Raw genomic sequence first — 25,471 nt, 5'->3', positions numbered from 1 at the left:
CTCCCTGATAACAACAAATAACGGGAAGCCTTCATGACCGCTCTACCCAACACCCGCTCCAGTCCCTGACTCCCAGCCCGGCGCCCGTCGCCGGCCTTCCCCTTTCGCCCGATGCATCCGCACCCGCGGAGGGGACTTTTTGCGCCTTTTCCACCGATCTTCGCCGGTAACAACAACAATGAAGAACAGCCTCTCGCATTTTTCGCTCCGTCAGTCCCCTGCCCTCGCCTTCGTCCTGTTGCTCGCCAGCACTGGCGCCCAGGCGGCCTTCGTCGACGACGCCAAGGGCAGCCTGACCCTGCGCAACTTCTTCATCAACCGCGACTTCAAGGGCGACAACGCCACCCGCAGCAAGGCCGAGGAATGGACCCAGAACTTCATCCTCGACTTCAAGTCCGGCTACACCCAAGGGCCGGTCGGCTTCGGCGTCGACGTGCTCGGCCTGTACTCGGTCAAGCTCGACGGCGGCAAGGGCACCGGCGGCACCCAGCTGCTGCCGCTCGGCCGCGACGGCGATCCGGCCGACAAGTTCGGACGCATCGCCGTCTCCGGCAAGATGAAATATTCCGAGACCGAGCTGCGCGTCGGCGAGTGGTACCTGGTGCTGCCGATCCTGCGTTCCGACGACGGCCGCTCGCTGCCGCAGACCTTCCAGGGTTCCATGCTCACCTCGAAGGAGGTCAGGAACCTGACCCTCTACGCCGGCCACATCACCGGCAACAGCCCGCGCGACGACGGCAGCATGGAGGACATGACGCTGTTCGGCACCAGCCCCTACACCAGCGACCGCACCTCCGACGACTTCGACTTCGCCGGCGCCGAATACGCCTTCAACGACAAGCGCACCACCGTCGGCCTCTGGTACGCGCGCCTGAAGGACATCTACAAGCAGCGCTACGTCCAGCTGCTGCACACCCAGCCGCTGGGCAAGGAATGGACCCTCGGCGCCAACATCGGCTACTTCGACGGCGAGGAGGACGGCGAGGCGCTGGAAGGCCATCTGGACAACAAGGTGCTGTCCGGGCTGTTCTCCCTCAAGCACAACGCGCACACCTTCTACCTGGGCCTGCAGCGGGTCAGCGGCGACAGCAAGTGGCTGCGGGTCAACGGCACCAGCGGCGGCACCCTGGCCAACGACAGCTACAACTCCAGCTACGACAACGCCCGCGAACGTTCCTGGCAACTGCGCTACGACTACAACTTCGCCGCGCTGGGCATGCCGGGGCTGACCTTCATGACCCGCTACATCAGCGGCAAGAACATCCACGTCGGCGCGGTCGACGACGGCGAGGAATGGGGCCACGAGAGCGAGCTGGCCTACGTGGTGCAGAGTGGCGCGGCGAAGAACCTGACCCTGCGCTGGCGCAACACCACCATGCGTCGCGATTACGGCAGCAACAACCAGTTCAACGAGCAGCGCCTGATCGTCCAGTACCCGCTGTCACTGTTCTGAACGGCTACGGAGCGGGCCTTTGAGGGAGCGAATTCATGCGTGCTGCCTGCGGTTGTTTATCGATGCTCGCCGATGAATCCGTTCCCGCAGCTCGGTCGCAAATAGCCGAAGATCTTGAAAGAGTGGCATCTCCAGACGCCCCACGTTCGGCCGCTCCAGCCATCTGGGATTCGCCCTTCAGGCCTCGATAAAGCCCTGCAAGTTGTATGATATCAGATCTAAAGTAGGCCGCCGCAGATCCATCGGATTGGCTCCGTTGCCACTTTCGCCAATCAATCGTTTCGCTTGCATCCGCCGCCAGGAAACAGGCTGGACGGATCTGCGCCTGCACTTCTCTACAAGAAAAACAATGGAGACAAACTTGATGTCGAACGACACAACTTCTGGAGCCCTCGAATCTTCCCCGGCACATTCCAGAAAGTGCTTTCTCAAGCAATCCCTGACAATTTCCGCTGTCACGGTCGCCAGCGGCCTTTCCGTCTTTAACAATATCGCCAGAGCCGAACCACTGGGACTCCGCTATCCGGACCCGCTGGTCGTGGCACTCGCCGAAAGCTTCCTGAAATATCGACTGTTCAACGCCAGCGTCGAACGGCTGGCCACCGGCATGCGCTGGGCGGAAGGCCCGGTCTGGTTCGGCGACGGCCGCTACGTCCTGCTGAGCGATATTCCCAACAACCGGATCAATATTCGAAGTGCAGTTGAACAGCGCGTCATCGATGGACTTTCCCCGTTTCGATGATACGGACAATGGCTGGCGGCTCGGTCGAAGAATTTTCCAAGGGGCTTGCAAAAAGCTCCTGCAAGACCCGAACAGTCCGTCTCTCTCCTATCAAGATCATACGATGACATTTTCCTGTCCCGTCATGAGCGGAATGGACTTGTCCGACCGGGAAGCCGATCAGGCGTCGGCCCCTGGTGCACTTACATACTCGGAATCAAACCCGACTTGCCAGGTGCAAAGCACCACGCATAAGATAGCGCTACCTTAGGGGGAACTGGTATTTGCGTGCCAATCGATCCGGCCTCCCTCGACCGCCCATTCGTTCCGCTTCGCCAGCAGCCGAACGAGACGGGATAAAAATAACAAGATCAGGGAGACAGACAGGCTTTGCGAAGGGATTGCCGCTCGCAAAGATAGCGCTGCCTCACCACCAGGGTGTCCCATGGGTATCTTTGATTGCGCGCCTGCCCCAAGCCAGGCATTCGTCATCCGTACGTCCGCCGCTCGCGAGTGCGCCAGCTCCCGCTCCCCTTTCCCCCTTCGACACTTGCAGACACCGGTGCCGGCGCTACGGCAGGCGACTCGCCATGCGCCGGTGGCGACACGGTGCCCGTGCGAAGACAGACCGATCCCGGGTACGGGACAGCCTCGTGCCTGAGCCGGTCTTTACTCACCCATGCCGCCATGGCGGCGGCTTCTCCACACCTCCATACAAGAAAAAGAGAAGGTCATATGCAACAGCCAGTAAGGTTCCGTAAAACTCTGCTGAGCGTCCTGATCGGCGCTCTGGGAATCGGTCAGGTCGCGATGGGCGCCGACCAGGTGGCGCCGGGTGCGCCGGGTGCGGCGCCGTTCTGGTCGTATTCGGGCAAGACCGGCATCGGCACCTCCTACGAGCAGTACAAGGACGGCCAGTACTCGCCGCAAGCGGCCACCGGCGAAGTCTCGAAGGTCTGGTTCTCGCTGGCCCAGGGGATCGTCACCGAAACCATGTTCGGGCTGATCCACGAAGCCCAACTGCGCGAAATGCAACTGGTGATCCAGGGCCCCGACTTCCTGGACCTGGAAGCACAGGACACCGACAGCGAAGTGCAGTACCTGTCGGTCGACGGCGCAGGCCGCCCCACCTCGCTGGCCTACAAGATCGTCAACCGCGACAAGGAAGGCCGTTACGAGATCGAGAAGCACGTCTTCACCGATCCGGACGCCAACTCGCTGATGATGCGGGTCATCTTCCGCAGCAAGGAGCCGGGCATCCAGGCCTATGTGCACGTCGATCCGGCGATCGGCAACGACGGCAGCGGCGACAGCGCCTTCGTCGACGGACAGGCGCTGTACGCCCGGGAAGGCGAGACGACCCTGGTGGTCAAGGCCAGCCGCCCCCTGGAACAACCCACCGTCGGCTTCGCCGGGACTTCCGACGGCCTGACCGACCTCAAGGACGGCAAGCTCGACAACCAGTACGCCAGCACCGGGGATGCGCCCGGTAACGTCACCATGCTGGCGCGTCTCCCCCAGACGGGCAACGAGACCACCCTCGACCTGGTGGTCGGCTTTGGCAACGACCGCCAGCAGGCCGACCGGGCGGCGGACGCGACGCTGGCCCGCGGCTATGCCAAGGTGCTGGCCCACTACAACGGCGAGGGCGAGGCGATCGGCTGGCAGGACTACCTGGCCTCGCTCTCCGGCCTGCCGGCCATGTACGCGCAGAGCACCGACAACGGCAAGCTGCTCAACGTCAGCGCCCTGGTGCTCAAGGCGCAGGAAGACAAGAGCAACGCCGGGGCGCTGATCGCCTCCCTGTCCAACCCCTGGGGCGAGACAGTGCCGGCGGACAAAGGCACCACCGGCTACAAGGCGGTCTGGCCGCGCGACTTCTACCAGTGCGCGATGGCGCTGCTGGCGCTCGGCGACCGCGAAACGCCGAAGGTCGCCTTCGAATACCTGAAGAAGGTCCAGGTCAGCGAAGCCACCTCGCTCGAGCAGGGCGACACCTCGGCCTATATCCATGAACAGAAGCAGGACGGCAAGGCCGAGAACGCCGGCCCCGGCGCCACCGGCTGGTTCCTGCAGAAGACCCATGTCGATGGCGAGATCGAATGGGTCGGGGTGCAGCTCGACCAGACCGCCATGCCCATCATGCTGGGCTGGAAGCTCTGGCAGGCCGGCGTACTCGACGACGCCCAGATCAGGCACTGGTACCAGACCATGCTCAAGCCGGCGGCGGAATTCCTGGTCAAGGGCGGCCAGGTGAAGGTCGGCTGGAACGACTGGAAGGTCGTCCCGCCGCAGACCCAGCAGGAGCGCTGGGAGGAGCAATGGGGCTACTCGCCGTCGACCACCGCGGCGGTCATCGCCGGCCTGGTGGCCGCCTCCGAACTCGCCGGCCATGCCGGGGATGCCGAGGCGGCGAAGAGTTTCCTGGGCGCCGCGAAGGGCTATTCCGACAAGCTGGAAGCGACCATGTTCACCCAGAAGGGCAGCCTGGGCGACGGACGCCATTACCTGCGCATCACCCAAAACGATAACCCCAACGACGGCGCCCCCCTGCTCGACAACAACAGCCGCCCCGGCCTGCCGGAGCATCAGGTGCTCGATGCCGGCTTCCTGGAGCTGGTGCGCTACGGCGTGCGTCCGGCCAGCGACCCGCACATCGTCGGCAGTCTGGACGAGCTCGACAGCCAGGAGCTGCCCGAGAATCTGAAGGTCAAGTACCTGTTCACCTATCCGGGGGTCGAGGGCGAATTCCCCGGCTGGCGCCGCTACGGCAACGACGGCTACGGCGAGAGCGAAATCTCCGCCACCAACTTCCCGGCCACCGAGGCGCCGGTGCTCAACTCCGGGCTGCGCGGCCGCGTCTGGCCGATCTTCACCGGCGAGCGCGGTCATTACGAGCTGGCCCGCAGCACGGCCCAGTTGCCGGAAGGCGTCGAGGCGCTGAATGCCGAGCAGCTGGCGAAGCTGAAGAACACCTACGTCAAGGCCATGGAGCTGTTCGCCAACGAGGGCATGATGCTGCCGGAACAGGTATGGGACGGCGTGGGCAACAACAGCCGCCACGGCTACGTGAAGGGCGAAGGCACGGACACCGCCACCCCTCTGGCCTGGAGCCACGCCGAATACGTCAAGCTGGTCCGTTCACTGACCGACCAGAAGGTCTGGGACCATTACCCCATCGTCCCGGAGAAGCTCGCGAAATGACCTGATACCCACCCGGCGCCGGACAGCGCTACTGCGCTGCCTGGCGCCACTCATCCACAACAACGAGAGGTCTAGATGTCAAAACACGCCTCCGCGATGCCTGGCGCGTCGCCCGTGCCTGCGTTCTCCCTTTCCCGCCGCCGCCTGCTCGGCGCCGCCTGCGTCGGTGCCGCCAGCGGCGCCCTGCTGCTGAGCCCGGCCGCTCCGGTCTGGGCCGCGGTCGAAACCGAACTGGCGGCCTTCATGGATCTGTCCAGACGCCTCACCGGGCGCAACGACCTCGACGCCCGCTTCGGCCAGCGCCTCTACGACACCCTGGTCAAGCGCGATGCCGGCTTCGCTGCCAGCCTCGGCGAACTGCAGGGCAAGCTCGGCAAGACCCCGCAGGGCCTGGGCGAGAAGGCCGAGGCCACGGCCCGGCAGGTCCTCTCCGCCTGGTATCTCGGCATGATCGGCAGCGACTACACCGCCACGGTGGTCGGCTACCCGGATGCCCTGATGTTCAAGGCCGCCGGCGGCATTCTCAAACCGCGGGCCTTCTGCTTCGGCATGCCCGGTGCCTGGGCCGAGAAACCCGCCGTCGGGAGGGCCTGAACATGGCCACTGCGCAAAAGGCGGATTTCGTCATCGTCGGCTCCGGCGTGGCCGGCGCCCTGGTCGCCCACCAGTTGGCCCTGGCCGGCAAGGACGTGCTGATCCTCGAGGCCGGTCCGCGCATGGCGCGCCACGAGATCGCCGAACGCTTCCGCCAGCAGGCGGACAAGTACGACAATCAGGCGCCCTACCCGTCGCCCGCCCATGCCCCGCACCCGGAGTTCAATCCGAACAACAATTACCTGATCCAGAAGGGCCAGCATCCCTACGATGTGCAGTACATCCGCGCCGTCGGTGGCACCACCTGGCACTGGGCGGCCTCGACCTGGCGCTTTCTGCCCAACGACTTCAAGCTCAAGACCCTCTACGGCGTCGGCCTCGACTGGCCGATCGAGTACGCCGACCTGGAGCCCTGGTACGGCCGCGCCGAGGCCGAGCTGGGTGTATGGGGACCGGGCGACGAGGACCTCGGCTCGCCGCGCTCGACGCCCTATCCGATGGCGCCGCTGCCGCTGTCGTGGAACGAGGAGCGGGTCAAGAGCGTGCTCAACGCCAACGGCTATCGCGTGGTCACCGAGCCGGTGGCGCGCAACAGCACGGTCTACGACCAGCGCCCGCCCTGCTGCGGCAACAACAACTGCATGCCGATCTGCCCGATCGGCGCCATGTACAACGGCATCGTCCACGTCGACAAGGCCGAGAAGGCCGGCGCCCGGCTGATCGAGAACGCCGTGGTGTTCAAGCTGGAGAAGGGCAAGGACGGGCGCATCGTCGCCGCCCACTACAAGGACCCGCAGGGCAACGAGCACCGGGTCGAAGGCAGGACCTTCGTGCTCGCCGCCAACGGCGTCGAGACGCCCAAGCTGATGCTGATGTCCGACGTCGGCAACCGCTCGGACCTGGTCGGCCGCAATCTCATGGACCACCCCGGCACCGGCGTGACCTTCCTCGCCAGCGAGGAGCTCTGGCCCGGCCGCGGCCCGCAGGAAATGACCTCGCTGATCGACTTCCGCGACGGCTCCTTCCGCCGCGACTACGCCTCGAAGAAGATCCACCTGTCGAACATGTCGCCGCTCGACCGGATCGCCGGCAAGCTGATCCACAAGGGCCCGCTGCTCTTCGGTGCCGAACTGGAGGCGAAGATCCGCGACCAGGCCGCCCGTTCGGTGCGCTTCGACAGCTTTCACGAGATCCTGCCCAACCCGAAGAACCGCATCGTGCCCAGCGCCACCGAGCGCGTGGCCGGCATTCCCAAGCCGGAGTTCACCTACGCGCTGGACGACTACGTGCGCAAGAGCGCCAGGCACACCCGCGAGGTCTACACCCACGCGGCGAAGCTGCTGGGTGGCACCGAGGTGGTGTTCGAGGATCACTTCGCCAACAACAACCACATCGCCGGCACCGCCCTGATGGGCAACGACCCGAAGACCTCGGTGGTGGACAGGGACTGCCGCAGCCACGATCACGCCAACCTCTACATAGCCGGCGGCGCGGTGATGCCCACCGTGGGCTCGGTCAACACCACCCTGACCATCGCCGCCCTCGCCCTGCGCCTGGCCGAGCGCCTGAAACAGGCCTGAGCCCCTCGCACGCAGGGATGCGTGCTCCTTCCTCTGCCCTGAAGCGCCGCCGATCTGCGTCAGCGATAGCCCAGTGGCAAGCCGCTCGATTATCGACGCGTTTATCGTCTGTCCGAGGCATGCAGCAGAGAGGTCGCTGGCGATAATGCCCAGCTGGCGTTGAAGACCCTTTCCAATAAATACCTGTCCATGGTCACCCGCAACTTCGGCAAGTTATGGATGGTCTGAAGTAGTCATGTATTTCTGGCTGACTTCAGCCCCCCGCCGACTTTGAAAGCGGAGAATCGATCAAAAACGATCAGATCACCCGCTCGTTTCTGCGTTTTTTAGCTGCCGCGAGCACGTCGCAGCAACCGTTTCCCGCATTACAGGCGCACCTCTCCTGCATTCGCCAGTAAATATCGGCGCGCCATCCACAGATTCGACAAGGCGAACAGCGTCACCAACTGTGACGTGTTTTTGGCCAATCCCCGGAAGCGCACCTTGGTGTAGCCAAACTGGCGCTTGATCACGCGGAACGGATGTTCGACCTTGGCTCGTACCTGGGCCTTGGCCTTCTCGATCTTGCGGATCGCTTTGTATAAGGCGCTACGCTTGCCATGCTTCTTGTAGGTACTGCGCCGGGCCGCGACCTGCCAGATGACCTGCCGACCTTCATGCTCGGGGCGCTTCTCTACGCCGGTATAGCCCGCATCGGCACTCACTACGTTTTCCTCGCCATGCAGCAGTTGGTCGACTTGGGTGACATCTGCCACGTTGGCTGCCGTGACCACCACGCTGTGCACCAGACCCGACTCAGCGTCGGCACCAATGTGAGCTTTTGCGCCGAAGTAGTACTGGTTGCCCTTCTTCGTCGAGTGCATTTCCGGGTCGCGCTTGCCGTCCTTGTTCTTCGTCGAGCTCGGCGCATGGATCAGGGTGGCGTCGACAATGGTGCCCTGGCGCAGCGACAGTCCGCGCTCGCCCAGATAGCCGTTGATCACCTCCAGTATTCCCCCGGCCAGTTCGTGCTTCTCCAGCAGGCGACGGAAGTTGAGGAGGGTCGTTTCGTCCGGGATGCGCTCCAGGCTCAGGCCGGCGAACTGGCGCAGGAGAGTGGTTTCGTACAGCGCTTCCTCCATCGCCGGATCGCTGTAGCCGAACCAGTTCTGCATCAGGTGCACGCGCAGCATGGCTGCCAGCGGGTAGGCGGGCCGACCGCCTTCGCCCTTGGGATAGTAGGGCTCGATCAGGGCGATCAGCCCCTGCCACGGCACCACCTGGTCCATCTCGAGCAGGAAGCGCTCGCGGCGGGTCTGCTTGCGCTTGCCGGCATACTCGGCATCGGCGAAGGACAGTTGCTTCATCGGGAAACTCGGACAAGGGAGCGGGTGTATTTCACCAGAATCGGGAAGTCTTTTTCAGGATTTCCTTATGGGCGTGCCTATCCGGCATTTCCCACGCGAGACAACCGGATGTCCGAAGATACCCGCCGGGGAATGATTTTTCCGACTGAGAACCGGAACCGGCGGCTGCGGGCAAAGCTTTTTAACGAATATATGAAGACTACTTTCATTGCAAAGCAATGCATAAGAACTTTTTTATCCCAAAAGAATCTAAAATCACCCTTTTCAAGGCCAGGCAATTATCCGATGTTAGATGACACCTTTATCACTCCCGATTCAATTGCCGATTGAAATGGATATGCACGAATACATCCTTTTCTCATATCCGGGTCAACGAGCTGGGGGTGGATGTACTGCAAGGGGCTGAGGAGCTTGAAGTATGAACAGGCACGTAGCCGAGCTAAAGCGCTGCCTTCGGCAGGAGGTTGAGGTATTCCTGGACAATATGGCCAGCTGTGAGCTGGAGACGCTGGACTCTGAAACACTGGAGCGAATCGAGCTGGTCCGTTTGTATGGCCGGATGGTCGACGCGGCGTTGGATCTGGAACAACTCTTGCGCGTCGGAGACAAGTTGATCGGACTTCTTGGGGATTCCCCACAAAAGCAGAAAACAGTGCATTGAGCTACTGCCGGTACTTCCTGAGGAGGTAAAGCAACCTGGCAGGCATTCGCAGCGTACCAGCTGCCCTCATGATGGCTTGCCACAAGTCACCGGAGTCATAACCATGAACAACTTAGAGCTGGAAGTGGAAATAGCGCAGGTTATAACCAAGGATGGCGTTGTGGTGCTCAGGTTGAGCAGCCAAGACAATGTGCACGATCTGTATATCCACCCGTCGAGTGCCCGCGAGCTCGGGCTTTGCCTGATCCAGGCCGCCGAAAGCACCGTCACGGACCCCTCTCTGCTTCGACTGCTCAACGGTTGGAAAAAGGCCTCGGGAGAGTAGGCGGTCTTCCCCGGTTGCCCCTCTTCCTGAAGGAAGGGGGGCCTTCAACGCAGAACGGGACACAGGCATTGTCCCTATCGGGTGCTCATCATTTTCCGGTTTAAAGCCCGACCGTATTGTCCATCGTCGGGAAGCCGCCCGAAGCATCGGGCGTCCGCCGCCTGTTCACGTCCATTGGCGTCGATTGAATCGACGCCGATCATTGGCGCGACGATAGCGCTTGCCTGCCACTCTGCATTTACCCGATGCAAGTCCATCCGGACTCGATCATCTGTCCATTCAAAGACTATTCTTTTCTAAAGATGTGTTGACCCGCCAGGTACCGCCTTGAAAAGAAGTTTGCATTCCTGCTTTCTTTGGGCAGCAGCCTTGTTTTGCGGACTGCAGGTTAGTGCTCTCGCCGAAGCCGAACCTCTTCGGTTCGCATTGATTGCCAAGCGGGTCGATCAAACCTTTTTCATCCAGGCGGCCGAAGGCTGTGCTCAGGCCGCCCAGACTCAAGGCGATACGTGTCTACTGCTGGGAACTTCGGGCCCTACCCATTTTCGCCGCCAGAACGAGGTCCTGGAGCAGGCCCTCGATATGCATCTGGATGGCATCGCCCTGGCAGTGACCCATTCGAAATGGCTGGCCGAGCATGCCTTGAGACGACTGGGAAAAACGCCACTGATTACCCTCAACTCGGACTTCGCGCCTGAAGAGCAGCATTTGCGCCAGAGTTATGTCGGGCTCGACAATCTTGCCTTCGGCCAGCAGTTGGGAGGGCTTGCCCAGCATTTCAGACCAAAAGGCGGAAAATTATGCATCCTGACCGGCAGCCCACAGGAAACCAATCTCCAAACGCGCATTCGAGGCATCCGCCAGCAGCTACGCGGCGGCCGCGTCGAGAATGGGACGACCGGCCCGTTGCAGGGCGAAAACGGCTGGAGCGAATTGAAACGTTGTCCTCTCTATCAGGCCAACGACCCGCCGACTGCGCTACTCAAGCTCGCCACTTTGCTGAACTCCGGCAGCCAGGTCGATGCCATCATCACGCCGGGAAGCTGGCTGGTCTACGAAGCGGAAGAGTTTCGCCGCCAGATAGCGCCGATACTCGCCGAACTTGATCAAAAAGGTACACGCCCGGTCATTATCATGACCATCAACGAACCTGATGCGGCACAGCTGGCTTTACTCGAAGACGGTCTGGTACAAGCCTATCTGGCGATAAAGGGCCGCGAGATCGGCCGTGAAAGTTACCGGATACTGAAGCGTCTGGCACAGGGCGAGCCCGTCCCCGAAGAGGTCTTCATCGACAGCCATGTCTATCTGCCGAAAGCACCGATGCACATCGGCTCCGAACGTTGAGGAGACCTCGAACAAGCCAGCGCCACTCGGCAGTTGGCCTGTCCGATCCGCTCCCTCTCCGGCAAGCCGGTGCCTTCCACGAGCCCGGACCTGCCGTGCCACCGGGAAAACCCGAGCGCATGCCTGCCCTCTTCCCGGGCTGCGGCCTGGCGGAGAATGAGGTCAAACCGTGAAGACTTCGTGCCGGAGCAGTTCCCAGGAGGCCTTGTCCGGGGCAATCAGCAGGCCGCCGTCCAGATGATGGGGCAGATAGGGAGTTCCGTCGAGGCGAGCGGTGTAGGCACCCGCTTCCTGGCAGATCAGAGTGCCGGCGAGATGATCCCAGGGCATCAGCTTGTAGTACATCAGGTAATGCACATGGCCGGCAGCGAAGGTCCGGTGTTCGTGCGCTGCGCAGCGGTAGTTGGCGGCAAAGCGGACCTTGGACAGATTCGCGAGGATGTGCGGCTGCCGGTCTTTCGGCAGATATCCGGTCGAAGCCATGCCGACCATCTGGTCGAGTGCGACAGGGGCTGCCACGGAAAGCCGCTTCGCCTCGCCATCCGGCCGTCTCAGCCAGGCGCCGCTGCCTTTCTCCGCCATCACCCAGTCGTCCCCCATGGGGTCGTAGATGATGCCGGCAATCGTCTCGCCCGCAAGAACGACCGAGGCCATGACGCCGAACGCCGGAATGCCCGAGGCGAAGTTGAAGGTACCGTCGACCGGGTCGACGATGATGGCGAGCTCGGCCTCTTTCAGCCTGCCCAGCAACCTGGGATCCGCCGCGACCGACTCCTCACCGATGAACAGGGCGTCCGGCCAGAGCCGTGCGCTCTCTGCCTTTATCATCTGCTCGGCCTGTTCATCGGCCTCGGTCACCAGATCCGTTGCCTCCGTCTTGGCTCGCACGTCAGCGCTGCCCAGGCGCCGGAAACGGGGCAGTATTTCGGCCTTCGCCGCCCGTCGCAGCAGGTCGGCAAGCGCCGTTACGTCAACTTTCGCAGTCATGGCATTTCCCGTCTGGAAACAGTGAAGACGCTCAGGTTACGGTCTTCGGCGCGAAGCTCAAGCCTTGTGAAGGACAGGCCTGGCCCTGAAGGCCTGGATGTGTCCTCGAAAGCCATACTTTGTTCGCTTCTCGCCGAACAGCTCCCGGCTACTCGTTCAACGGACTGGGCGTTGTTGCCATCGGCCTTGACGCAGGACTTGAAAATCGAGACTCCGCTCAGCTCGGAAGTCCATCTCGTCCCGGCTTGTTTCCATCGCATCATGAGCCCGGGCAATCGCTGCAGTGAATGCACAGGCTCGCTTTATTGATCTGGCGACAGCCGCAATAAAAGAGTGGTGATAAGATATTGCCCGTCGATGTACGCAATCCGGTGGAAAGCAAGTTCTTCGTTATCACCCGCATGATGTATGTCGACGTACGCTATTTGCTGGTGGACCGTGCTGCCCAAGTCGATGCTACGGAACCCATACTCCAACTTCGTCGCTGAATTCCAAACCGAGCTGCGGAGTATCGCGGTCGTCACCGCGTGCCGTGCCGGCAGCGCGCGGAGAACGGAACATTGCCTGCCGAATGGCTGGCAGAACTCCGGGCTGCCATGGAGTCGGGGGTGAACCTGTAAAAAGACGTACTGCTTATAACACCGCTACAAGGCACTACTATCAGGTAAAGGGACAACTTATCGTGCAGAAAAACATTGGCAACATCGAAAGAATCGCCCGCCTCGTGGTCGGCATTGCATTGATTATCTGGGCTATCGCCGGGGGCCCGCTTTGGGCGTGGGCCGGCGTATTGCTTCTGGCTACCGGACTGCTCAGATGGTGCCCGGCTCACATGCTGTTCGGCGCCCGCAGCTGCTCGGTGAAGAACTAGCGCCATTGGCCGGGCTGGAACCGGGCTGTCCCGCGCGACGCTACCCGCAGGACCCGCCGGGCAATCGGCTGCATCCGGATATCAGCAGCCCGGCCGCCTCCCGATGGGCACGGCACATGCGCCTGTCGGACCTTGCTCCAAGCCCTTCGCCACTGCCCTGAAGATCGTGGACGGAGTCTGACAGACCGGAATCACGGCCGGTCCGGACGCGGCAGGAATACCGGGGCACTGCCGTCGGCCGCCCTCACTCCCCGGAGAAGCCAGGCTCCAGAGACGGGGCCTGCCCGTAGGCGATACATGCGCTGTAGCCGGAAATCTCGCCCAACCAGTGGTAATGCAGTAAACGTCCCTTGAGCATCAGACTGCCGCCGGCGTCCTCCCCCTCCCGGGCTTCCTGCCCAAGATGGACGAACTCCAGGCCCAGCAGTCCGGCGCCGATGCCCAGTCCGCAGGCTTTCAGCAGAGCCTCCTTGGCCGTCCAGCACTGGAAAAAGCACTGCCGATGGCGCCACTGGGGCTGCGCCAGAATGGCCCGCATTTCTGCAGCCGTGCATACCAGCCCGGTCAGCGCCTGCCAATCGAGGGTGGGATCGATCCGCTCGATGTCCACGCCCACCTGGCGGGCGGCGGAGATGGCGATCAGCGCATGATCGCCGCCATGGGACACATTGAATGCCAAGCCAGCGCCGCCGGCCAGCTCCGGGCGCCCCCAGGGGTTGCTGACAAAGTGCAGCGCGGCGGGCGACATGTCCAGACGGGCGGCGAGCAGTTGCCGCAGCCGGGAGCGCGTCAGCGCGAAGCGGATGCGGTCTCCCGGCTGGCGGTAACGCGCCGCGCGCGCATGTTCGCCGGCATCCAGCCAGGGCCAGTCCCGCTCGGACGCCGCAGCGGGCATATGCAGATGCCAGAGTTCCACGTCCGCCGGCCAGCGCCCGCCGGCCGCCAGGCGAGTGGTGTAGTCCATGGTGCGGGGGCCTCCCGGGACGATCCTGCGTGCCCGCCCGCGGGAAAACCCCACGGGCACCGGCTGCAGGCTCGCCGTGCAATCCCTAGTCGGCCTTGGCGACGGTCTGCTGCTTCCCTTCGACGGACTCGTTCCAGCCGCCCCCCAGCGCCTCCATCAGCATGGTCGTGGCCATCAGGCCATCGATGCGGCTGCGTACCTGCTTGCGCTGCAGCGACAGCGCATCGGCGCGCGCCCGGTTGACCTCCAGATAGTTGTTCTGCCCCACCGCATAGCGGGCCTCGGCGACATCCGCGCGCCGACGGGAGGCTTCCAGCGCCTCGCCGAGGATGCGCAGCCGCTCCTCGGCCGCCTGCACCTGGGTCAGGCCGTCGTCCACCTGGCGCAGGGCGATGAGGATGTTGACCTTGTGCACGTTCACATGCTGCTGGTAGCGCAGGCGCGCCGCCTCCAGGTTGGCCCGGTTGCGCCCCGCATCGAAGATCGGCAGCGACAGCGAGATCGGCACGAAGGAGAACTCCCGGGAAGCGTGATCGGTGATGTCGCTCAGGTCCTGGGAGGCGAAGCCGTAGCGGCTGGTCAGGCTGATGCTGGGATAGAAGGCGGTTTCGGCGATCCGCTCCTGGGCGATCAGGGCGCGCAGGCGCTCGGACGAGTCCATCAGGTCCGGACGGCGGGACAGGATGATCGCCGGCAGGCCGGGGGCGACCTTGGGAATGTCGGGCAGCGCGTACTCCGGGGGAGACGGTACGCGGAAGTCCTTCACATCCACCACCATCAGGATCGCCAGCTCCTGCTCGTTCATGTCGCGCTTGACCACGGCCTCGTGCATCTCGGCCTCGACCCTGGCCAGCCTGACCTTGGCCTCGAGCAGGTCCTGCTCGGTGTTGAGGCCGATGTCCAGACGCCGGCCGATCAGCCGCACCGTCTCCTCGCGCTCGGCGCGGATCTGCTTCAGCAGCTCGTAGTCGGCCTCGGCGGCGCGGAACTGCCAGTAGGCGACCGCCACCTCGCGGGCGAGAATCAGCGCCACGCTGCGCCGGGTGGCCTCGGCCACGCCCAGCTTGGCCTTGGCCAGCTCGACGGACTGGGCGATCCGTCCCCAGAGGTCGATCTGCCAGGACGTATTGGTGGTGATGCGGTTGCTCTGGCCGGCGATGGTTCCCTGCTGGAGCAGTTCGCCCAGCGGGGTGGTAGTCGAGGTGTGGCTCTCGTCGCGGCTGGCGCCGAAGTTCAGGTTGGGCAACAGGTCGGCCCGGGCGCCCAGCACGCCGGCATGCCCCTCGGCCACGTGCAGCTCGCCGAACTGGGTGTAGGGGTTGCGCTCCAGCACGCTCTCGACCAGATAGTCGAGCGCCGGGTCCCGGTAGACCCGCCACCAGCGGACATCCACGTTGTTCGGCGCGTCCGGGGAAGCCTTGCGGTAGCTCGCCGGAAGCTCCGGATCGGGTGCCGGCACGAAGGGCTCGATGCTGCAGCCCTGCAGCAGGACGGCCAGTCCCAGCAGGAAGGAAAGTCGGTTGTTCATCACTGGCCCTTCCCCTTGGCGCCGGGAGCCACGATGTGGTCCGCCAGCCAGACCAGGCCGACCGACGCCAGCAGCATGCTGCCCAGAATGAAGAAACTGTCGCTGTAGGCCATCACGAAGGCCTCGCGCTGAACCACGCCGTTCAGGGTGGCCATGGTCTGCTGAGTGGCAAGGGCGATGTCGCCGTTGTTGTTCATATGCATCGTGGTAATCGCCGCGATCCGTTCGCGAGTGGCTGAGGAGAACAGGGAAACCGCTTCGACCAGGTGCTCGGAATGCAGGTGCTCGCGCATGGTGATGGCCGTGGACAGGATGGCCGTGCCGACCGCACCGCCCAGCACGCGGGTCATGTTGTAGAGGCTGGAGGCCGAGGACAGGTTGGCCAGCTCGATCCGGTGGATGGCCATGTTGGACAGGGCGATGAGGATCAGCGGCTGTCCGAGGGCGCGGAATATCTGCGAGGCGATCAACTGGTCGTAGCCGGTATCGGCGGTCATGTAGGCGTTCATGAAGCAGGATACGGAGAACAGCAGCAGGCCGGCCGAGCAGATGAGGCGGTTGTCGATCTTCTTGGCCAGCACCGCCGCCACCGGGGTCATGATGATCTGCGGCAGGCCCATCCACATGATGGTCTCGCCGATCTGCCGCGAGTTGTAGTCGGCGATGTGGGCGAGGAACAGCGGCAGGACGAAGGTCGAGCCGTACAGCCCCAGGCCCGCCACCGCGCCGACCCCGGACGACACCCAGAAGTTGCGCCGGCCGAACAGCCAGACATTGACGAAGGGGTCGGGACGCAGCAGCTGGCTGCCGATCCACAGGAGGATGCCGGCGAAGGCGATGAAGCTGGTGGTGCGGATGAACTCCGAGTCGAACCAGTCCTTGCGGTTGCCTTCCTCGAGAAAGACGATCAGCGCACCCAGGCCGATGATCATCCCGGCGATGCCCAGCCAGTCCATCTTCAGCAGGAGTTCGAACTTCTTCGGCTGCGCATCCAGACCGATGGCGATGCCGGCCAACATCAGGATGCCGGGGAGCCAGTTGATGTAGAAGATCCACGGCCAGCTGTAGAACTCGGTGAGGATGCCGCCGACCGTCGGCCCCAGCGTCGGCGCCAGGGTACTGGCCAGCATCAGCCAGGCGAGCGCCATCGGCCGCCTGCCCGGCGGCAAACTGACGATGATCAGGGTCATCGCCGTCGGAATCAGCGCGCCGCCGAAGAAGCCCTGCAGCGTGCGGAAGACGATCATCGACTCCAGGTTCCAGGCCATCCCGCAGAGGGTCGAGAACACCAGGAACAGCACCGTGTTGCCCAGAATGAACGCGCGCGCGCCGAAGACCCGCAGGAAGACGCCGGTCAGCGGAATGGCCACCACCTCCGCCGCGAGGTAGGTGGTGCTCATCCATGAGCCCTCCTCCATGGAGGCCGACAGCGAACCGAGGATCTCCGGCAGCGAGGCGTTGGTGATCTGGGTGTCGAGCACCGCCATGAACACCCCGAGGACCGCCGCGGCGATGGCGATCCAGGTCCGCGAGGTCACCTGGTCCGCGGCGGGCATGGGCTGGCCGCTCATTGGGCGGCCACCCTGGGCGCCTCCTGGCGCAGATCGATCTCGATCAGCGCGGACATGCCCGGCACCACCCGCTCCATCAGCGCCTTGGGCGTTTGCGGGGCGAAGGTGATCTTCACCGGCACGCGCTGGACGATCTTGGTGAAGTTGCCGGTGGCGTTTTCCGGCGGCAACAGGGCGAACTTGGCGCCCGAAGCCGGCGCGAAGCTGTCCACCCGGCCCTCGATCTCCTGCCCGGGGAAGGTGTCGAGGCGGATGCTGACCCTCTGTCCCGGGAGCAGATCGCGCAGCTGGGTTTCCTTGAAGTTCGCCGTCACCCAGACCCCGTCCTGGATGATCGCCACCAGGCGCTGTCCCTTGGTCACATGGTCGCCGACCTCGACCGACTTGTTGCCGATCTGGCCGTCCACCGGTGCCTTGAGGGTGGTGTATTCGAGCTGCAGCCCGGCATCGCGCAGCTTGGCGGCGAGCACCTCCTTGCGGGCGAGCAGGACGGCCCGCGACGAGCGGGTCGCCTCGACACCGGCCTGGGCCGCACGGATCTCTTCCTGCTGGGCGGTGTAATCCGCCTGGGCGCCGTCGCGGGCAGCGATGGCCGCGTCCAGCTCCGTCCCGGTCACGGCCTTCATGTCCTGGTTGCGCAGGGCCAGCTGGCGCTCGGCATCCTGCTTGTAGCGCTTGAGCTCGGCCAGATGCCGGGCCGAGCGTGCGCTCAGGGCACGAACCCTGGCCTCGCCCTGCTCGATGCTGGCATCCAGCCTGAGCAGTTCGGCATCGACTTCCTGGATCTGGGCCTTGATCTCGTCGACCCGCACGGCATAGTCGGCCGGATCGAGCTCGACCAGCACGTCGCCGGCGCGCACCTGTTGGTTGTCCTCGAACAGGACCTTGGTCACCACGCCATCGACCCGGGGCGCGATGGTGCTGATGTAACCTTCCACGTAGGCGTTGTCGGTTTCCTCGAAATAGGTGCTGCGCCACCACATGCGCCCCACGACGGCGAGGCCGACGAGGGCGATCAGCGCGAGGATCACCTTGGCCTTCCGGGTGCTTCCCGGTGCCGGTCCTGCGGGTTGTGCGGCGGTGTTCGCCGGTGCTCCTTCGCTCACGACCTACCCCTTCCCGTTGTCCCGCGCCTGGATGTGTCCGGCGATGTGTTCGGCGTCTTCGCCGACGCCGCTCAACAGGCCCGAGCGCTTGTTGTACAGCCAGGGCAGACCGACGAAGTAGAGCCCGGGCTGGGCCGTGGCGCCGCGCTGCTGCAGCGGATAGCCGTCCTCGTCGAACACCGGGAACCTGACCAGATCGAAGCTGAAGCCATAGCCGGTGGCCCAGATCAGCGTGGTGACGCCGGCCGCGGCCAGGTCGAGCCGCTCGCTCAGCGGCGCGGCGTAGCCGTCCTCGAGGCGCTCGGGCTGTTCCTCGGGCAGATCCAGGTTGCGCATCTTCACCAGCATGTCGATCTTGCCCAGCAGCTCGGCCTCGCGCTGGTCGGTGCCGGCCAGGTTGTCGTGCAGGTCGGGCGCGATGCTCAGGCAGGCTCCGTCGATGTCCTGCAGCGTGCCGAGCAGTTGCACGCCATTGCGGGCCAGCCGGTGCACGTTGAGGCTGCCGCCTTCGTGGCGGCCGGCCATGATCGGGTTGGGGGTGAACCTGAGCTTCGGCGAAGGCAGGCTGTCGGCGGTCTGGTCGGCCAGCCCGGACAGGCGCATCCACTCGAAGATGTCCTTGCCGCGATAGCGGCGCGGCGCCCGGTCGTGCCGGCCGACGCACAGGTAGACGGTACGGCCGGCCCGGTTCAGCTCGTCGGCGATCTGACAGCCGGACTGGGAGCTGCCGACCACCAGCACCGCGCCGGGCGCCAGCGCCGCCGGGTTGCGATAGGCGCCGGAGTGCATCTGGCAGACCGACGGGGCCAGCCTGGCCGCCATCGCGTGCCGGCGCGGGAACTGGAACAGGCCGGTGGCGACCACGACGTTGCGTGCGGTGTAGCAGTCGCCATTGCGGGTGGAGACGCGGAATCCGGCGGGGTCGGCGCAGATTTCCGTGACCTCCGTGTTGTACTTCACCGGCAGCTGGTGGCGCCGGACGTAGTCGGCGAAGGTCCGCACGATCTCTTCGCGGGGCATGAAGCCGTCGGGATCGTCACCGGCGTAGGTGGCGCCGGGCAGGCGGAAGTCCCAGTTGGGCGTGACCAGGGTGAAGGAGTCCCAACGGTCGTCGCGCCAGACGGGCGCGGGAATGTCGCCACGCTCCAGCACCAGGTGGGAACGCTTCTGCAGGGTCAGGTAGTAGCTCGTGGAGAGCCCGCCCTGACCGCCACCGACGATCAGGGTGTCGAAATGTCCACTCATTGAAATTCCAATCCGTGACTGGGAAAAGGGACGACCGCCCAGCGCTGCGGCGGAGCGGTCGCGGTTGTCCGGTTTCTACCAGAGGGCGACCTCGCCGGAATTCGAGAGGTGCGCCAGAATCTCGCGCAGGGAGTCCCGCTCGACCACCGAGAAGTGATCGCCCTCCCAGTCGATGACCTGGAGATTCGCGGCCTCCGCCAGAGCGAACGGCGCCAGCAGCGGGAAATCCATGCTGCGGCTGGCCCGGTACAGGCGCGCGGGCGTGGTCGTCGGGCGCGGCGCATGGCCGACCAGCGCGTCGTAATTGGCCCGATACTCGTCCAGCAGGGCGAGGAACTCCTCCCGGGACAGGTCGGAGCCGATGCCGCCGGCCTGCTTCAGCGCCTGCACGATGGCTGCCGGCCGCTCGGCCTCGTCCAGCCGCGACAGGCTGTCGAAGTCGATCGGCAGCGGCTCGCCGGACAGCAGGTCGCGGAGGAAGTTGAGCAGCAGGGCCTCCCCCTCCAGGCGCAGGCCCCCCTGGCTCTGCGGTGCGGCCATCCAGCTGTCGATCATGGTCACCCCGTTCGGCGCGATGCCGCGCGCCTCCATCTGCCGGGCCATTTCCTGGGCAATCACCCCGCCCATGGACCAGCCCAGCAGGTGGATCGAGGCCGGCTCGGCGGCCTGGGCACAGAGGGCATCCACATAACTGGCGGCCAGCGCCTCCAGCTGGCGCGGGGCGCCGTCGCCGGGGGACTGCAGGCCGAGCACGCTCACGCCGGCGGGCAGCAGCTCGATCAGCTCCCGGTAGCAGAGGATGTTGCCGCCCACCGGGTGGACCAGGGCCAGGGTGGCCGGCCCGCCTTCGCGCATCACCGCCAGCGGGGTACGCTGGTGGCCGGCGTGCTCGGCCGCGTCGAGCATGGCGGCCTGGGCGGCGATGGTGCCGTGGCGCAGCAGCGACACCAGCGGCAGGGTCTGGCCGAACGCGCGGGTGATCTCGTTGATCAGGCGCACGGCCAGCAGCGAGGTGCCCCCCAGCTCGAAGAACTCGTCGTCGATGCCCAGGGCTTCCACGCCGAGCAACTGGCTCCACAGACCGACCAGACGCCGCTCGGTTTCGCTGGTCGGACTGCGCCGGGCCCGAGTCTCCGGGCCGAGCGCGTCGGCCATGGCCGACAGCGCCTTGCGGTCCACCTTACCGTTGGCGGTGACCGGCAGGCTCTCCACCGCCATGACCTGGGACGGAATCATGTAGGACGGCAGGCTGGCGGCCAGGTGGGCGCGGATCGCCTCGGCCTCCAGCGGCTCGGCCGCCGGCTGGTAGAAGGCCACCAGACGGCTGTCCTCGCCACTGCGCACCACCACCGTGGTGGCCGCGCGAATTCCCGGACAGCGGGCGAGGTTGGCGTCGATCTCTTCCAGCTCGATGCGGAAGCCGCGGATCTTCACCTGCCCGTCGAGGCGGCCGAGGAACTCGAGGCAGCCGTCGTCGAAGTAGCGGCCGACGTCGCCGGTGCGGTACAGGCGCTCGCCGCTCTGCGGATGGACGATGAAGCTCTCGGCGGTGCGCTGCGGGTCGTTGTAGTACTCGCGGGCCAGACCGATGCCACCGATGTACAGGTCGCCCGGCACCCAGTCGGGAGCCGGCTCGAGTTCCCGGGTCAGCACATGGAAGCTCTGGTTGGACAGCGGCCAGCCGTAGGGAATACTCTTCCAGCCCGGTGCGAGCTGCCCGACCGGGAAGTAGTTGGACCAGATGGAGGCTTCGGTGGCGCCGCCGAGACTGATCAGGGTGACGCCCGGTACCACCTTCTTCAGCCGCTCCGGCAGGGTGATCGGGATCCAGTCGCCACTGAGCATCACCAGCCGCAGGCTGTGCATGTAGGTGGCAGCCTGCGGGCCGAGGAACTCGATCAGCATCTCCAGCGAGGCCGGCACGGTGTTCCATACCGTCACACCGTGGTCGCGCACGCAGGCGGCCCACTGGTCGGGCGCCGGCGTCTCGCTGTGCGGCGGCAGCACCAGGGCAGCGCCCATGGCCAGACCGCCGAAGATGTCGTGGACCGACAGGTCGAAGTTGAAGCTGGACAGGCCGATCAGCCGGTCCTCGCAGGTCAGGCCGAAGCGGGCGATCACGTCCTGGATGGTGTTCACCGCCCCGCGATGATCGATGGCCACGCCCTTCGGCTGGCCGGTCGAGCCGGAGGTGAAGATCACATAGGCCAGATCGCGCTCTCCCCGGGCCGGCTCCAGCGCCACCGCCGGCGGCGGCGCATCGGGCAGCACCTCGTCCAGCAGCAGCACGCGCACGTCCGGCGGCAGCGCCAGGTCGATGGCCAGTTCGCGCTCGATCAGCACGACCTTGACCCCCGGACGGGAGATCAGCCATTCCTTGCGCGCCGCCGGCTGCTCGCTGGTGATCGGCAGGTAGGCACCGCCGGACTGGACCACTCCGAGCAGGGCCGTCACCTGGCGCCAGCCACGCTTGGCCACCACGGCGACCAGATCGTCGCTGCCGACGCCGGCCTGGCGCAGCCGGGCGGCGAGGTTGGTGCTCCAGCCCCACAGGCTCCGGTAGTCGACGACGCGGTCGGGGGCGATGATCGCCGCCCGCTCGGGGTAGCGGGTGCAGGCCTCGGCGACGAAGTGCTCCATCCGGCCGGTCGGCAGCTCGCGCTCGGTCCGGTTGGCCGCCTGGCGCGCCAGCAGCGCCTTCGGCGGGACCCGCGGCAGCAGCAGCGCCTCTTGGGGGGCCTCGTGCTGCAGGATGGCCTCGATCTGCTGCTCGAAGGCCTCGAACATGTTCTCGATGACCCCGGGCAGGAACAGGCCCTCCACGTAGTCCCAGTTCACCACCATCTCGTCGAGGTACATATAGGCCTGGCAGTCCAGCCAGACCTGCGGGGTGTGCAGGCCGCCGCCCATGTTCTTCAGGCCGAACTCGTTGGGCAGCAGCAGCCCCTCCGGCAGGTCGAGGCCGAGGGAACTGGCGAACACCACCGGCATGACCGGCAGGCCGGTGCCGGTGCTGCCCATGGCGCGGATCACGTCGACGCCCTCGACACGGGAGTGGCGCATGTCCCGCGCCAGCTGCCGCTGCAGCACCTTGGCCCGCTCGGCGAACAGCCCCGGGCTGTCGGCGCACTCGAGCAGCAGGGTGCTGCCGAAGTTGCCGAAGGCGCGCTGGAAGCGCGGATCGCCCGAGGGGCGGTGGCTCATCAGCATGTTGATGGTGAAGGCGCGATTGCGCGACCACAGGCGCAGCACATCGGTATAGGCGGTGCAGAACAGCATGCTGGGGCTGATGCCCAGTTTGCGCGCCTGCTCGTTGAGGCGGGCCACCCGCTCGGGGCCGAATACCAGGCGGATGCGCCGGAAACGGGACTCCTCCGGCATGCGCTCGTGGTCGACCACGGGCAGCTCCGGAGCGTTGCGCAGCGTGGCGATCCGCTCCTGCCAGTACTGCATGGAGCGCTGGAAGACACTGGTCTCCTTGAGCGCCTGGCGCTTGGCCATGAACTCGGCGAAGAAGGCGCGCGGCTCCTCGGGCAGGCCCATGCCGTTATAGACCCGCACCAGGGCGTTGTAGAACAGGCGAACCGAGAAGGCGTCGAAGGAGATCAGGCGGAAGCCGAAGTTGACGTAATAGCCGTCGGCGACGCGATCCAGGAACGCCGTCACCTGCACCCTGGCGCCGAGCAGGGCCAGCTTGCTCTCCATGTCCTTCTTGCGCAACTCCTGCAGCTCTGCCGTGCCGATCGGCGGCTGGCCGCGCCAGTCGGTCATCTCGAGAGAGATCTTTCCGACCGGCTCCTGGGCCGGACGCTGAGTGCCGTCGGGGAGAAACTCCATGGACAACTCGGGATAAGCCTCGAGCACTGTCTGGAGTGCCGCTTCGAGCCGGGGAACATCGAGGCTCTCGGTGAAATAGCAGAAATAAAGAAACGGGATAGTGTGAAACTTGTAGACCTTTTGCTCACCAACCCAATAAGCATGTTGCAAACCGGTTAAGGGGCATGGCTCAGGCACGGGCTCGCAAACAGCCGGCCGCTCTTCCAATACGTCGAACATTTTCAATTTTTCTTAATTAATGAAGTTATCAAGAGAAGTTCGAAGGGAGATGCATGGCAGGAACGCCATGCCGAAAGTCTGCACGTAAAGGAATGACTGGAAACCGCCGCCAGAAAAACGACGACGACTCCGGAGCCTAGCTTTCGGCTATCCCGTCCGAATCAACTTACCTTAGAAACTTTCCAAGTTCTTACCGCGCACTGCCAGACAACACGCTTAAACCGGTGACTTACTATAAGAAAGTGCCTTGTGCATCTTTTGCCACACGCGAAATCTTACAATTTTCTTATAATGGCATAAGTATGTCATTTCCAGAACCCAAGTGCAACATAGCGCCGTATTGAAGAGACTGTGTCAAAGCGTCACGCAACTGCCCTGCTCATAACTTCAACCGGAAATCCTCAGTCGAAGCTTTTACGCAACGAATATTTAATTCAAACGTAATCTTGTCCTGCCGCTCCACGCCCAAACCGACAACAATCGATCGCGGCATCACGACGCGGCCAGGCGCGTCGACCGGAAGCCCCGAAGGCTCGCATGAGTGTTTGAAAGCCTGCCCACGACTGACAGGGCAGGATCGATTTCAACCGGCCTTGGCGAACGGAGGGTACCGATCAGCGGAGGAAGCTCATTGGCTTGGGGCTGGTCAAAAATCCTGTGTCCGAGGCGAGGGAAATCCATCCCTCCCTAAACCGGGGCTGGCCCGATCGACAGGAGATGAAAGATGGCTGTTTTTGCTCGGCGCGCCGATGGGCTCAGACGGGAACGCATGCAGGCCTCCCGGCAGTATGTCGATGGCGGTTTCGTGAACACCTATCCGTCCAGCGCGCAGCGCATGCCTGAGGACCGGCCGACACTGGTCGATTTCCTGTTTCGTGGCGAGGGTCGCACGCCGGCGCGGCCGCTTCCCGCCCTCGATCCATGCTCCGCCTGGGCCCGGCCAGTCGAAACCGGGCTGCGGGCCACCTGGCTCGGCCATTCGACCGTGCTGCTGGAAATCGATGGACACCGGGTGCTGACCGATCCCGTGTGGGGGATGCGTGCCTCACCGTTGCCGTTCGCCGGCCCCAAACGCTTTCAGCCGGTGCCGGTCGACATCGCTGCCCTGCCGCCGCTCGATGCGGTGCTGATCTCGCACGATCATTACGACCACCTGGATTATCCGAGCATCCGGGCGCTGGCCGCGCGCCAGGTCCCCTTCATCACCTCGCTGGGCGTCGGGCTGCACCTGGAAGCCTGGGGTGTGCCAGCCAAGCGCATCATCGAGCTCGACTGGTGGGAACATAGGGTGCTGCCGACCGGACTGACGATCACCGCCGCACCATCGCATCACTTCTCCGGACGCGGGCTTCGAGATCGCAACGCAACGCTCTGGTCGTCGTTCGCCTTGCACGGCGAGCGGCACTCCCTGTTCTTCAGCGGCGACACCGGGCTGTCCCCGGCCTTCGTCGAGATCGGCCAGCGGCTCGGCCCTTTCGACCTGGTGATGCTCGAGATTGGCGCCTTCCATCCATCCTGGGGAAATGTGCATCTGGGGCCTGACAACGCCCTGCGGGCCTGGGCACAACTGGGCAGTGGGCGTCTCCTGCCCGTGCACTGGGGCACCTTCAATCTGGCGATGCACCCATGGGCCCAGCCGGCCGATGTGCTGCTGGCGAAAGCTCCAGAGGGATTGTTGATGCCACGCCTGGGTGAACCGGTCGAGCCGGCCCGGGCAGAGGCAATGGAGCCCTGGTGGCGAGAAGTGACCAGGGGCCTCTGGCAGGACGCCATGGCGCAGGAGGCCGAGCGTCTGGCGCTTCCAGCGAAAGACCAGCCGCCTCGTCCCGCCATACGATCATAAGGCACTGCTCGGCCAGCGCCCTGGAATCTGCCGCCGGCTGACAGTCCCCGACCCGCTGGAGTCCACTGG

17 protein-coding genes and 1 pseudogene are annotated in these 25,471 nt (G+C 64.6%); 10 read left to right on the top strand and 8 right to left on the bottom strand.

Going from position 1 to position 25,471, the window contains the following annotated elements; genetic code table 11:
• The first annotated feature begins 178 nt into the window (after window positions 1-178).
• The 5 genes and pseudogenes from GCU53_RS00940 to GCU53_RS00920 all read left to right on the top strand — a co-directional run bounded on the left by GCU53_RS00940 (window position 179) and on the right by GCU53_RS00920 (window position 7,552).
• Window positions 179-1,453, top strand: coding sequence for an OprD family porin (locus tag GCU53_RS00940; protein ID WP_152385962.1), 1,275 nt, complete (start codon window positions 179-181; stop codon window positions 1,451-1,453).
• A gap of 364 nt (window positions 1,454-1,817) precedes the next feature.
• Window positions 1,818-2,138 (top strand): annotated as a pseudogene (locus GCU53_RS00935) (SMP-30/gluconolactonase/LRE family protein); the annotation flags it as partial.
• 771 nt (window positions 2,139-2,909) lie between these two features.
• Entirely contained in the window at window positions 2,910-5,378 is a 2,469-nt protein-coding gene (locus tag GCU53_RS00930) for a glucan 1,4-alpha-glucosidase (protein ID WP_152385961.1), read from the top strand.
• A gap of 75 nt (window positions 5,379-5,453) precedes the next feature.
• Window positions 5,454-5,972 carry a sugar dehydrogenase complex small subunit gene (locus GCU53_RS00925; protein WP_152385960.1) on the top strand — a complete coding sequence of 173 codons (519 nt, stop codon included), beginning with the start codon at window positions 5,454-5,456 and terminating at the stop codon, window positions 5,970-5,972.
• Between the two features lie 2 nt (window positions 5,973-5,974).
• Entirely contained in the window at window positions 5,975-7,552 is a 1,578-nt protein-coding gene (locus GCU53_RS00920) for a GMC family oxidoreductase (protein WP_152385959.1), read from the top strand.
• A gap of 365 nt (window positions 7,553-7,917) precedes the next feature.
• On the opposite strand, the gene GCU53_RS00915 is transcribed toward GCU53_RS00920, so the two are convergent.
• The gene (locus tag GCU53_RS00915; protein ID WP_152385958.1) at window positions 7,918-8,898 is read right to left on the bottom strand and encodes an IS5 family transposase; all 981 of its coding nucleotides are present in this window, start codon (window positions 8,896-8,898) and stop codon (window positions 7,918-7,920) included.
• Window positions 8,899-9,316: 418 nt separating this feature from the next.
• On the opposite strand from GCU53_RS00915, the gene GCU53_RS00910 reads away from it, so the two are divergent.
• The 3 genes from GCU53_RS00910 to GCU53_RS00900 all read left to right on the top strand — a co-directional run bounded on the left by GCU53_RS00910 (window position 9,317) and on the right by GCU53_RS00900 (window position 11,231).
• Window positions 9,317-9,559 (top strand): hypothetical protein, encoded by a 243-nt coding sequence (locus tag GCU53_RS00910; RefSeq protein WP_152385957.1) that lies wholly within the window; start codon window positions 9,317-9,319, stop codon window positions 9,557-9,559.
• A 103-nt stretch (window positions 9,560-9,662) separates the two neighbouring features.
• A complete protein-coding gene (locus GCU53_RS00905; protein ID WP_244306966.1) occupies window positions 9,663-9,884 on the top strand; it encodes a hypothetical protein in 222 nt (73 codons plus the stop codon).
• A 327-nt stretch (window positions 9,885-10,211) separates the two neighbouring features.
• Window positions 10,212-11,231, top strand: coding sequence for a substrate-binding domain-containing protein (locus GCU53_RS00900; RefSeq protein ID WP_152385956.1), 1,020 nt, complete (start codon window positions 10,212-10,214; stop codon window positions 11,229-11,231).
• Between the two features lie 162 nt (window positions 11,232-11,393).
• Here GCU53_RS00900 and GCU53_RS00895 read toward each other — a convergent pair whose 3' ends face one another.
• The gene (locus GCU53_RS00895) at window positions 11,394-12,218 is read right to left on the bottom strand and encodes an inositol monophosphatase family protein (RefSeq protein WP_152385955.1); all 825 of its coding nucleotides are present in this window, start codon (window positions 12,216-12,218) and stop codon (window positions 11,394-11,396) included.
• 682 nt (window positions 12,219-12,900) lie between these two features.
• Between GCU53_RS00895 and GCU53_RS00890 the strand changes: the two genes are divergently transcribed.
• The gene (locus tag GCU53_RS00890) at window positions 12,901-13,089 is read left to right on the top strand and encodes a YgaP family membrane protein (protein WP_152385954.1); all 189 of its coding nucleotides are present in this window, start codon (window positions 12,901-12,903) and stop codon (window positions 13,087-13,089) included.
• A gap of 244 nt (window positions 13,090-13,333) precedes the next feature.
• Here the strand turns inward: GCU53_RS00890 and GCU53_RS00885 are convergent, their stop codons facing one another.
• The 6 genes from GCU53_RS00885 to GCU53_RS00860 all read right to left on the bottom strand — a co-directional run bounded on the left by GCU53_RS00885 (window position 13,334) and on the right by GCU53_RS00860 (window position 23,559).
• The gene (locus GCU53_RS00885) at window positions 13,334-14,053 is read right to left on the bottom strand and encodes a 4'-phosphopantetheinyl transferase family protein (RefSeq protein WP_152385953.1); all 720 of its coding nucleotides are present in this window, start codon (window positions 14,051-14,053) and stop codon (window positions 13,334-13,336) included.
• 85 nt (window positions 14,054-14,138) lie between these two features.
• Window positions 14,139-15,581 (bottom strand): efflux transporter outer membrane subunit, encoded by a 1,443-nt coding sequence (locus GCU53_RS00880; RefSeq protein WP_152385952.1) that lies wholly within the window; start codon window positions 15,579-15,581, stop codon window positions 14,139-14,141.
• Window positions 15,581-17,137: a DHA2 family efflux MFS transporter permease subunit gene (locus tag GCU53_RS00875; protein WP_208845407.1), complete on the bottom strand. Its 1,557-nt coding sequence runs from the start codon at window positions 17,135-17,137 to the stop codon at window positions 15,581-15,583. The genes GCU53_RS00880 and GCU53_RS00875 overlap by 1 nt, the downstream gene beginning before the upstream one ends.
• Before the next feature lie 11 nt (window positions 17,138-17,148).
• Window positions 17,149-18,258: an HlyD family secretion protein gene (locus tag GCU53_RS00870; protein WP_152385950.1), complete on the bottom strand. Its 1,110-nt coding sequence runs from the start codon at window positions 18,256-18,258 to the stop codon at window positions 17,149-17,151.
• Window positions 18,259-18,261: 3 nt separating this feature from the next.
• On the bottom strand, window positions 18,262-19,503 hold the full coding sequence (locus GCU53_RS00865) for an NAD(P)-binding domain-containing protein (RefSeq protein WP_152385949.1): 1,242 nt from the start codon (window positions 19,501-19,503) through the stop codon (window positions 18,262-18,264).
• A gap of 75 nt (window positions 19,504-19,578) precedes the next feature.
• A complete protein-coding gene (locus tag GCU53_RS00860; RefSeq protein WP_152385948.1) occupies window positions 19,579-23,559 on the bottom strand; it encodes a non-ribosomal peptide synthetase in 3,981 nt (1,326 codons plus the stop codon).
• Between the two features lie 724 nt (window positions 23,560-24,283).
• On the opposite strand from GCU53_RS00860, the gene GCU53_RS00855 reads away from it, so the two are divergent.
• On the top strand, window positions 24,284-25,402 hold the full coding sequence (locus GCU53_RS00855; RefSeq protein WP_152385947.1) for an MBL fold metallo-hydrolase: 1,119 nt from the start codon (window positions 24,284-24,286) through the stop codon (window positions 25,400-25,402).
• Window positions 25,403-25,471: the final 69 nt, after the last annotated feature.

The sequence above is a fragment of the Azotobacter salinestris genome, assembly GCF_009363155.1.
GTDB classification, from domain to species: Bacteria; Pseudomonadota; Gammaproteobacteria; order Pseudomonadales; family Pseudomonadaceae; genus Azotobacter; species Azotobacter salinestris.
The sequence above is the reverse complement of the archived record's forward strand: the minus strand, read 5'-3'. Positions and strand labels throughout refer to the sequence as shown.